The organism is Methylorubrum suomiense (assembly GCF_022179765.1).
Lineage (GTDB): Bacteria > Pseudomonadota > Alphaproteobacteria > Rhizobiales > Beijerinckiaceae > Methylobacterium > Methylobacterium suomiense.
Map to the genome: position 1 here is coordinate 1 of NZ_BPRE01000033.1, position 10,255 is coordinate 10,255.

The window sequence follows — 10,255 nt, forward strand, 5'->3', positions numbered from 1 at the left end:
CCGCCGATGTCGGCATTCTCGATAAGCCCGGACAGGGTGCCGAAAAGAGCATCCAACTCCGCGATCGTTGGCTTTTGCGGATTAGCGTAGAGTGATTGTTCTGGGGGCAGATTGTCTCCGGGCACCTTGCGCACACCAGGCGTGCTCCTGATGCCGCGCGGGACGTTACCCGTGCCGGTGCCCATGGTTGCGGCCTGATCAAGAGCCTGCGCCAGCAGCGAACCGATATCGTAGCGCAAAATCTGCTCGATCTGCGGCGCCTGAATCATCATGCGCCGTGTGACTTCGTATTTGGCCGTGACGGTCTTAGGGGCCATCGATACCTTATCGAAAGTCGGATCAGACTTCGTGGCGGGTGCGTGCTCCGCGACCCAATTTGCGGAGCCGGACGTTTTCTGACGCGGCAGGTCTAGATTGCCGGTCAGGCCCGTCAGCAGAGTTGCCCCGAGACGCTGGACGGCAAGTTGCGGCCGAGGGCGATCGATCAGCGGGCCAAGGTTCGTCGGCACCAGCACGCCGCCCGGCCCAGCCCCCGGCTGTTGTGTCCCGATGTACCTTTGCTCGGTACCAAGGAACGCGCTCACAGGGGCTGCAAAGACCCGATCCCGTCCGGACCGATGCTCGGCGGCATATTCGCCCTCTGCGCCTGTCAGGCGTCCTGTGCGAGAGAATTCATCCAGGGCGCGGCCGATCGAATATCGCGCTTCCAACTCGCGCGCTCCACCATGGCCCGTAAGTGGTTCGGCCTCGGCATGGCGTTCGAAATTGGCCAGCGTCTCCGCCTGGCCGATACGGGTTTCCAACCCGGCCACTTCACCCTTGAGGGTATCGAAGCGTCCGCGCTCGCCCTCGCTTAGGTCGCGCTTCTCGGTCTCGGCCTTGTCGACAAGGCCGCGCATCTCGGCGACCCGGTTAGCGCGCTGCTCGCGCAGTTCATGAAGCTTGGGCAAGGTACTCTCCTACGCAGGATAGGCCGGGGACGGCCCGATCAGGGGTTCGAGGCTGCGGAGCAGATCCCCGCAGTTGAGGGTGATGAGGGCGGGCGGCAGGCCATCGCTGCCAGCGACCCGGAACGAGAGATCCCGCACCGACTCGCGAGGATCGGGGTTCAGCACTCGGCGCTCGAACGGCCCGGCTCCGCGGCGCCATACGGCGAGCACCGTTTCACCGCGGGGAAACAGCATCCCCGGCAGCCGCGGAGGGATGGAGAAATCCGAGAACGAGCCGGCGGCGAAGGCGGCGTCTTTCGGTGGCACCCCGAGGCGGACCAAATGCGCCGTGATGGCGGCCTGAATCACGCGGTGGCGGCTCAGAAGCCCTGGGCTGCCCGGCTTCGATGCAGGCTGATCCGGATCGACGCCTTGCTCAGGATCGACCGTGTAGAAGAGCACGCCGCGGGCGAACCAATTCCGGAGATCAGTCAGCAGCGTCGCTGAGTTTTCGGGGTCGATGGTTCGGGCGACGTCAGCAAGGCGAAACACGGCGGCATCTCCGGCCCAAAACCTATTTCACATGACGTAGGATTTTTGTTTCTTGGAGTCTAGTCCCCTGACAGTACCACGGGGCGAGTTGCGCCAGACGATACAGGATCGCATTTCAGAATTTTTTTCGAATTCGCTCGGCGGAAAAGATGAACGCATGCGGTCCCTAACTCGTTTGCTCCGCCTCAAAAATCGGTACGCCCTGGCTTTCCAACGCTAAGCACAAAAGCGCGCGGTAGAGCAGGTGAATACTGATGCAATCTCTAATATTATTTTCTCAAAACTCGTAATTATACTTGCAATTGTCAGTAATATGGCAGTATTATCCCTGTGTTCGCGGTAGTACGGCACACATGGGGAAAGGGTGGGGGGATGGCTCAGGTCTATGTGGACCCGTCGATCAGGACTTGCGCTCAGAGCCTGCTGTTGGAGGCAATGGACGACATCAACCGTCGGGTTTCGTGCGGGGATGGCTTCTGGTCTGCCCGCACCCGTGTCCTGGAGATGCACGCGGATGAGTGGGTGAGGCTCTACGGCAAGGAGGCTGCGGACCAGGCTGTGCGGGGCCTGCATTGCATGGCACCGAATGAGGTGCTGGACCGCGAAACTCAGCGCAAGCAGCGTGATCGGTTGGTTGCCCAGTGCCGGCACGATCTCGCCACCCTCGATCCAAGCCGGAACACCTGGCTGAATCGGGCGTGGCTCTCGATGTTCGGCCGGAGGCTCTATTGATCCCGATCCGATGGGCAGTTTTGGTCACCCTGGTGGGGGCACCAGCGGCCGCACCGGTTTGTGCGGGCTCGGGGAAGGGCGAGGCGTCGCGCTGGCGCTCCCTAGCCCTGTGCGGCACGGCGAAGCTCGGTCCGGATTGGGATCGTGCCTGCCGGGGTTTCTCCGCGGCCGAGCGGAGCACGTGGCGGGGATATGATCACCCGTCAGGCACGCCGAGATCCTGGGAGTTGCTCAAGGACTGGGAAACTCCAGAAACTCGAAACTGAAACTATCGAAGTGGCCGACCTTTGAGGCGCGCAACGGCTGCCTGAATTTCATCGCCGGAACTGCCGCAACTCGTGCACTGCCGGATTTCCAGATCGCCGCTTTTCTCCAGGCCGCGAGTTAGGTCGGCCGGGTTGCCGCACCAGAAACACCGGGGATGAGCTTCGTCGTGCGTATGCGCTCCTAGAGATATCTCCTTCACCGGTAGAGTACTGGGAGAAGATACAAGGGAACGGGTGGTCTGTGGACCCACTCTACCGGGGTCTGTGGACCCACCCTCATTCCCATTGTCGGGGGTGGGTCTGTGAACCCCGTCTCCCGTTTCAGTGGAGTTTTTCGCCCTTTGCAGAGCCCGACGCACCTCCAACTGATCCTTGCGGGCCAGCAGGCTTTCCTCCGCCTGGGCGGGAAGAGTTTCGGTGAGAAAATACCGCGTTGGATGCCGGCCGCTGCCAGCCTCGAATTCGAGATATCCGAGTTTCTGGAGCTTGGCGCGGTGGTCGGTACAAGTGCGCCGGTTCGCGCATCCCGGAACTTCGGCCATGATCCGCTCATCCCCGATCGTGGACGTCCAGGTGGGGAGATCGAGAGCCTGCAGGATCCGGGCGAGGAACCGGAACGTGCCGGCTGTCATGCGATCGTCGGTCGAGGCAATTTCCAGGATCGAGAATTTCAAGGCGACGCGCTGGCGTCTCCCCTCAGGGGTAAGTTCCATCCAACGGTGCCTCTGCCACGCCATCACGAGGCGTGGAGCGAACGGGCGGCCCGTCGTGTCGGGCAACAGCTTCCAGGGCCTCAACGGCGTCCGTGAGGTGCCGCAGAGCCTCGCGAGCCTGGGGAAGGCTCAGGGTGCTTTCCAGAGTTTTCCCGTAGGCATCGTGGATCCGAAACTCCAACACGAGTTCCGATCCGCGGGAGAAACTGGCGACAGTGAGTTTCCCGCGGGAGAGGGTGTTCAGGCCACCTTTCGAGAGCCGGGTGCGCAGGGCGCTCATGATCGTGTGCCGATCAGGCGTTGCGCTTCCCGGCCGAACCGAAAGGCGTGTTCGAGGCGATGAATGGCGCCGTAGGCGAAGCCGCGCATCCAGTCCGGCGACGGCTCGGGCGAGCCAAGGTGCATCTCGGTCCACGCGTTGCCGGTGAACCTGTAAGGGTCAAGCACACTGCGCAGGAGCTCCGAGAGCTCGTCAGGGCAATGGCTGAGATCGTCCGAGAAGCGCCCTGCCAACTGTATCAGGCGCTCGAAGGGCGCGCTTTCCGCCCACGCCTCGCCGGCTCGGCATCCGAGCTCAACTGTGATGAGAGTGCGCTGCAGTTGGCGTCCGCTGTTGTCCATCGATGTTCCTCCGATCGGCTTCGTCAGCCAGGGTCACGGCGAAGTCGGGGGGGTGTCCGGCATCAAGCGCCGCGGCGAGGACGTTGAGGCGCGTCGGCCGAATGCCGTGATAGGCGAAGGCCTCAAGGATCTCATCCAACGGCGCTGGCACCGGTGCGGGGGAGGGGATTGACTCACGAAGCATGTTCACCTCGGTAACGGATCAGATACAGACAGGCACCTTTCGTCAATAAAGAAACTTTCTTGCGTGTTTCTTTAAAGTTTTTTGCGGCATGAAAGCCGGCATGGCAAAGTTAATTGGCCTCGCCAGCACCAAGGGCGGCGTCGGGAAAACGACGATCGCGCTCAACCTCGCCGCTGTGCTCGCCCGATCCGGGGCGCGCGTTGTGGTGCTCGACGCCGATCCGGCTGGACATGCTGCGGCAGTGGCAGAGCTCGGGGCCTTGCCTTTCACGGTGACGCCACTCCTCTTGGAGGAGGTGGAGGCTAAGGCGGTCGCGACCTGGACGAAGGCCGTTCGCGGGACCGATGCGGATTTCGTCATCCTGGACGCCCCGGGTGCACTTGGGGCGGCGTTCGGCGCCGTGCTTGCGGTGGCGGATCTGGTGCTGATCCCGGTTGGTGCTTCAATGCTCGATATCCGGGGCGCGGCCGAAACGGTTGGTATCGTACGTCGTCACCGGAAGGCGGGCGGCCGCGGGCGCCCGGATATCCTCGTGGTGCCGTCTCGTGTCGATCGCCGTACAGGTGCCGGCCGGGATGTGGTGGAGACGCTTACCGGCCTTACAGAACCCGTGGCCCCAGCGATCACGTTGCGGGCTGCCGTTGCGGACAGCCTATCCTCGGGTGAGCCTGTATCGGCCGAGTCCCCTTCCGCAGCCGAATTTTCGGCGCTGGCGCAAGCCGTGCGCGTCCGGTTGGAGAACCTGTGATGTCCAAGCCTCGGAACAAGGCCAGCCTCGACGCGGAAGCGGTAGCCCGCATGATGGCCGCTCAGGACCGGGACGAGGCGTCAGCCCCTCCCGTCGAAACTCCCCCGTCCCCGCCGCAGGCGCCGGCATTTGACCCCGGCAAGGTTGATGGCCGCACTCTCCGTCGAACCGGGCGTGAGCCCTTCGCTACTAGGATCCGGCCCGAAACCCATGAGGCGCTTAAGCGGATCGCTTATGAGCGTCACATCACCATTGCAGAGGCTCTGGAAACCGCCGTCGCAGCCTTCATTCGCAACTAGAAATCTGAACGCATGATAGCCGCAAGATAGTCCATAGAAGGTGGCACGGTGGAAGCAACGGCTTGGATCGCCCTGGTAGCGCTTGGGTTTACTGGAACACAAGCTTGGGTAGCTCACCGCAAACTACGTTTTGATCTATACGATAAACGCTTCGACACATGGAGCGCCTTCAATGATGCGATAAATGAATGCAGACAAGAAATAGAATCCACTAAAAATCTATCGAGCAATATATCTTATGTTGAGAATCTAAAAAAAATATGGCACATTGAGAGATCAATGAAATTGCTTTTTCCTACCGACGTAGCTGAGTGTATAGAAGACATAAATATCAATCTTTCAGAGTATGTTACATCTAAAGCAAATTTGCAGGATAGGGACAAGGAAGATGATACTAATCAGTTATACAAAAACTATATAGGGTCTGAGTACAAGCTCCGAGTTTCACAAAGAAATCTAGCCACAAGCGCTCACCGTTACATACGGCAATACGGCTGGACGGAGCTGCTTAGCGTGTATGTCCGCAGAAAAATCGCCATTTGGCGTGAGTCGGAGATCGACGGTGGCTAGGAATTACCAGAATGATAGACGCAAGATAGTTTATTGATAGCGACTGGTGAATCGGGTTATCGTAGCCGTGGCGCTCGCGGCGTGGCCATTTGACAGGGTAAACGTTTTACCGGCGAATGGCTCAGCCGTATCCTGCGGCGAGTCGAGGGCATAGAAACACGAAACCCGCCACGAGGGCGGGTCACATGCCGGCCGGTGAGCCGGGGCAGTTCTGAGATTGGCATCCAGAGCTTCTCCGAAAATCCGGCTCCACGCAAGCGGAAAACGAGGGTTTTTCGCAACGGCGGAGCTTTGCCTGCGTGCGTCCGCACCCCCGCGACGGGTCTCGCGACCTGGAGGGCGGAGCTTTGTCGGTTGGACAGATGGCCGAGGCGATCGGCCGGGCGCACGGTGCTGCGCTTGATGCCTTGTCGCGCGCGCTATGGATGGCACACGCGGCCGGCGAGATGACGGAAGGCGAAGCGACCACGCTAGCAGAGGCCATTGCCGCGCGCAGGAAGCCTGCAGGCGGCCCGGGTACGCAATCGGGTCCTCTGCCGCGGAAGGCTGTCCAACGCCCTGCAATGCGATCTGTGGCGATCGAGCGCCGCCGCCGCTTAGCCGCGTCCGGTCCTATGCCACCGGCCCTTGCTGCCCGGTTCACCACGGGCGAGCTCGCGGCCCTACGCATCATCGCAGACGAACATCAGGCCCGCGGCTCCTGTGCCCTCTGCATCGACGCGATAGCTGCTCGCGCTGGTGTGAGCCGCACCACAGCACAGAATGCGATCCGGCAGGCTGTGCGCCTTGGGATGATGGAACGCCAGGAGCGCCGCCGGCCGGGCATGGCATCGCTGACGAACGTCCTGCGCGTGACGGATCGGGAGTGGCTGGCGTGGCTCGCTCGCGGCTCTAAGGTACGGCGACTGACGTCCACCCCTGGGCTCAAAAAGCTGAGCACCACGGATACAAGAGTTTTTCTGAAGGGAGAAAGCTTTGGACACCGACGAGATTCGAAAGGCCCTCAGAGCTGCCGAGGACGCTCTTCAGGATGCGAAAAAGGCTGAGCGGTGGTCTCGAGCCGGGTTACACGAGGATACAAGCGGCAACGCTCAGGCGGCTTGGCGCGCGGCGCAGAACACGAAGCGACACATCGAAGAAGTCATACAGAGGTTGCGTCGCGCCTCGCGCGTATGAGGGAAGCCATTCGCATAATGCGATGTATGGAACGTGTTTCGAAGCTTCCGGAAAATACAAAATCACCGTTATGAGTATTTTAGGCAATCACACTTGCTCAGAGCAGATTTAAGGGTTTCCGAGGGGCAAGGCATTACTTGCATTAGGTTTAGCGTCCTACACCCCTCTGGGATTGAGAAGGCTTAGCGCCTGTGTCGCTATATCTTGAAGAGGCCGTAACTCGCATTGTTTCATCAAATCATCAACCGACTGCCCCGGTGCAAATATATCTCGCGGGCGACAGATTACTTTTGGATCTATAATCAATCGGGGATCAACAACAAACTCAGTACCCTCAATGGTGCCTAGAATTGCATTGGCTGGCTCAAAATGCGCCAATACGAGGCGTGGAAAATCGTTCATAATCGGGTCACGGGCATACATCTCAGCAAGAGCCGGATGAGGCGTCCATGAGAATCCTACTAGGCCGTCTTCATAATCGGATACACTCTGGCCGCGGTAAATGACATCAGGTGCCTCGTTCACAAGCGGAGGCAACAGAACACGAAGAGCGTCAACCAAAAGACTTACGTGATCTAAGAATATTTGAGGTATACTTATCCCACTCGGCGGATGCGGATTTCCCCTGACAAGTAACCCTTGCCACTGCAGCTCAAAAATTCGTTGCGTGTTGGGATGAACGCGACCGAGATGGACAATATCACCGAACGCCTCGATCCAGGCAGTCGGCCAGTCGAGTGCGTTCAGGCTGGAAACGTAGGCAATGCGGTCACCACGGGCAGCAGCATCGAGGTATGCGCCTAGGGATGCCTGCCGGCGCTCCATCTCAGTCATGCGAGCGCCTCGCCAGAATCGGACTGCTGGAGGATAAAGTTCAACGTCGACATGTTGGGCCCTTGGATCGGATAGGGGCGCCCGCGGTGCACGGACAATTACACCGCGGGCTCAGGTCGATATGCACGCCGACCATTCGTGCCAGACCCCGGTTTCCCGGGCGGATTTCCGACTGCGCCCCGAAAGGAGAAAAGGGCCGCCGGCTCTCGGTGTTTCACGCCACCGCCGAGTGGGCGCCGCTCAGGTGAAAGGACTCGCGAAAGCCTGAGCGAATTCGAATTTCTGCCGGTCGCGGATGAGCTCAGGCCCCATCCCACCGGCCCTCGGCGTCCCGAGGTGCCCAGCGCTGCAGCGCGGGCTAACTGGGTGTCGGCACTTCCTGCGCAGGATTGCCGCTCTCGCCCATGTTCAGGGGTCGGATCAGCACCTCTCCGTTTGGCGGGCGGCTGCTCAGGCCCTCCCACCGTCGACACTCCTCGACCGAGAAAATCGAATTTCCAACCCCGTCCTTCCAAGCCGTCATGCGCTCCTGGAGCGAGCCACGGAGGAGGCCGGAAAGGTCGTGCTCGATGCGGTACCGGCGGCGACCTTCGGCGGAGAGGAGCGCGAGATTTAGCGTTCCCTCGATGCGGGCGGCCCATGGCGCGAGACAATTACGGACCAGGGCCGCCCCCTCTTCCTTCAAGCTTCCGTAGCTGCTGGGGTTTCCGAGCCCAACCACAGACAGGGGCACCCCGTAGATGCGGGCGACGTCTTCTAAGCCGGCAATCCGGGACTCGTGAAACTGCGCCTCCCGGCCGGACGTGGCGAGGGATTTGGCTTTGATGCCTGCCTCCAGCAGGAGAGGAGCAATCTCAGTGCGCGACCGCTGTATGCGCTCCGTGATTTGGCGCTTGAGGCGGTTGAACGCTGCGTTCGACCGCGCCTCATCAACCCCGAAATCGGTGTCCGTCTCGAACGAGATATCAGGTACGAATCCCCGGTCCACCTGGGACTGAGCGAGCTCGCTTTGCGCCATCGCGAGGCCGACGGCGCCGTGCGCCCATGCCAGCGGCGAGACACCGAGCATACCATCCCGGGAGGCGTATCGCAGATGCGCAACCTCTTCCTCCAAAAGCACAAGCGTCCCGCGGGTCGGATGCGTCCAGCGATACCGGAGCCGACCGCTGGAAAGCTGTTCCACGCTCACCATGCGCGCTGGCATAAAATCGAGGGCCGCCACACGTCCGCGGCCGTCCCGGATCGCGTGCGCGTAGCCGTTGCCGCCCATCAGCACGTCTCGAGCCAGCGCCTCGCGGAGGTGGAAGGCCGGCATCCGATCGTTTGCGGCGTCGTTGAGCACGGCGGTGAGCGGATGGCTTCGGGCCTCCTCCCGGCCGCCGTCCTCGTGGAGCTCGAAAACGGTGAGGGGGAGCGCAGCGAGGGACTCGGCAATCAGGCTGGTGCACCGAGCCGCGACGCCGAGTTGCGAGAGAGCCTGTTCCGGCGCACCCCATCCGGACGCTCGCCCGAAGCCGAGGAACTGCGTTAGGAACGGGTCCGACGCGCCAACGGCCTGAGGAGGAGCGTCGCGGCGCTCGCGGCCGAGGATACGGCTCAGGAACCCCATGATCAGCCCCGCAGAGTGTCGAGGTAGAGCCGGGCGAGCGCCAGGCTGGAAGGCGCACCTGGACCGCCGGCGCGGGCTTGAACGATTGTGCCCGGGTAGGCTGGCCACGCGCTCACCACAGAAATTTCGTGGAGCACCACCGACCGGAGCTCGCGCCGATCGCCCTGCCAATCCTCGTCCTCGGCATCGAAGGCGAAAGACATTCCGCCCGCGTCGCCGCGCTCGACCATGGCCAGCACGTCCCGCGCCTCGGTGGTGTCCGCGAGGGCAATCTCGAACTGGAGGCCGGTTGAATCTTCGGCCAGGCGGAGGGTACCGCTCCGGGTGCGGGCGAGGACGCGGCCCGGATCGTGGTCGCGGAGCGCCAGCACGTCTCGGCCCCGGAGCGATGCCGCGAAGGCACCGGCCCGGATGGTCTCCCGGAACGGACCACGCGGGCCCGCGACTCGAGTCTCTACGCCGAACAGCGCGGCGTGTCCCTCGAGGCGTCGCCCTTTGGCTCGTACCTCGATCTCTGCGCCGCGCTGTTCCATTACGCGGCGACAACCGTGGATGCAGCAAACTGCTGGGTCGGGAAACTGTCCGTGAAGGCGAAGCTCTCTGGGTGCCTAACCGATACGTCAGCGTCTAGATACGCGTGCAGAAAGGCGCCCCCGCGGTCTGCCATCTCCGTCGCGAAGGGATTCAGCAGGAGGTCCACAGAGCTCCAATAACCGATCAGGAGATCGCTCCAGTTGCCGTAGAAGATGTGGGCGAGGTTCGCGTTAGCTCCGCCGTTGTCGGGGATGAGGGTTGACCAGGCGGACGCCTCGCCCTTGAGAAAACCGGCTACACCAACGAGCTCGCCGGTATTCGTGCGGTAACGATTCAGCGTCGATTTGACGGCCGGGTGCGCGAGGTACCCGGTCGAACCGCCGATGTCGGCATTCTCGATAAGCCCGGACAGGGTGCCGAAAAGAGCATCCAACTCCGCGATCGTTGGCTTTTGCGGATTAGCGTAGAGTGATTGTTCTGGGGGCAGA

The 10,255-nt window shown here is 61.7% G+C and carries 12 protein-coding genes; 4 read left to right on the plus strand and 8 right to left on the minus strand.

What is annotated here, in order from left to right; all coding sequences use genetic code 11:
* Positions 1–950, minus strand: a 950-nt coding sequence (locus tag MFF26_RS26095) for a phage major capsid protein (protein WP_238308936.1), incomplete at its 3' end; no start/stop codon positions are given.
* Between the two features lie 9 nt (positions 951–959).
* Positions 960–1,481, minus strand: a complete 522-nt coding sequence (locus MFF26_RS26100) for a hypothetical protein (protein WP_238308937.1) — start codon at positions 1,479–1,481, stop codon at positions 960–962.
* 372 nt (positions 1,482–1,853) lie between these two features.
* On the opposite strand from MFF26_RS26100, the gene MFF26_RS26105 reads away from it, so the two are divergent.
* The gene (locus MFF26_RS26105; RefSeq protein WP_238308938.1) at positions 1,854–2,213 is read left to right on the plus strand and encodes a hypothetical protein; all 360 of its coding nucleotides are present in this window, start codon (positions 1,854–1,856) and stop codon (positions 2,211–2,213) included.
* A 268-nt stretch (positions 2,214–2,481) separates the two neighbouring features.
* On the opposite strand, the gene MFF26_RS26110 is transcribed toward MFF26_RS26105, so the two are convergent.
* On the minus strand, positions 2,482–3,192 hold the full coding sequence (locus MFF26_RS26110) for a hypothetical protein (RefSeq protein ID WP_238308939.1): 711 nt from the start codon (positions 3,190–3,192) through the stop codon (positions 2,482–2,484).
* A 276-nt stretch (positions 3,193–3,468) separates the two neighbouring features.
* On the minus strand, positions 3,469–3,813 hold the full coding sequence (locus MFF26_RS26115) for a hypothetical protein (protein ID WP_238308940.1): 345 nt from the start codon (positions 3,811–3,813) through the stop codon (positions 3,469–3,471).
* Between the two features lie 272 nt (positions 3,814–4,085).
* Between MFF26_RS26115 and MFF26_RS26120 the strand changes: the two genes are divergently transcribed.
* Genes MFF26_RS26120 through MFF26_RS26130 form a run of 3 tightly spaced genes read left to right on the plus strand, consistent with a single transcriptional unit; the run spans position 4,086 to position 5,614 of the window.
* Positions 4,086–4,745 (plus strand): ParA family protein, encoded by a 660-nt coding sequence (locus tag MFF26_RS26120; RefSeq protein ID WP_238308941.1) that lies wholly within the window; start codon positions 4,086–4,088, stop codon positions 4,743–4,745.
* A complete protein-coding gene (locus MFF26_RS26125; protein ID WP_238308942.1) occupies positions 4,745–5,044 on the plus strand; it encodes a hypothetical protein in 300 nt (99 codons plus the stop codon). The genes MFF26_RS26120 and MFF26_RS26125 overlap by 1 nt, the downstream gene beginning before the upstream one ends.
* 48 nt (positions 5,045–5,092) lie before the next feature.
* Positions 5,093–5,614: a hypothetical protein gene (locus MFF26_RS26130; protein WP_238308943.1), complete on the plus strand. Its 522-nt coding sequence runs from the start codon at positions 5,093–5,095 to the stop codon at positions 5,612–5,614.
* 1,332 nt (positions 5,615–6,946) lie between these two features.
* On the opposite strand, the gene MFF26_RS26135 is transcribed toward MFF26_RS26130, so the two are convergent.
* From MFF26_RS26135 to MFF26_RS26150, 4 genes are all read right to left on the minus strand, one after another.
* Positions 6,947–7,624, minus strand: coding sequence for a hypothetical protein (locus MFF26_RS26135; protein ID WP_238308944.1), 678 nt, complete (start codon positions 7,622–7,624; stop codon positions 6,947–6,949).
* A gap of 358 nt (positions 7,625–7,982) precedes the next feature.
* Positions 7,983–9,233 carry a phage portal protein gene (locus MFF26_RS26140; RefSeq protein ID WP_238308945.1) on the minus strand — a complete coding sequence of 417 codons (1,251 nt, stop codon included), beginning with the start codon at positions 9,231–9,233 and terminating at the stop codon, positions 7,983–7,985.
* A gap of 2 nt (positions 9,234–9,235) precedes the next feature.
* Positions 9,236–9,766, minus strand: a complete 531-nt coding sequence (locus MFF26_RS26145; protein WP_238308946.1) for an HK97 family phage prohead protease — start codon at positions 9,764–9,766, stop codon at positions 9,236–9,238.
* Positions 9,766–10,255, minus strand: a 490-nt coding sequence (locus MFF26_RS26150; protein WP_238308947.1) for a hypothetical protein, incomplete at its 5' end; no start/stop codon positions are given. The genes MFF26_RS26145 and MFF26_RS26150, both read right to left, overlap by 1 nt.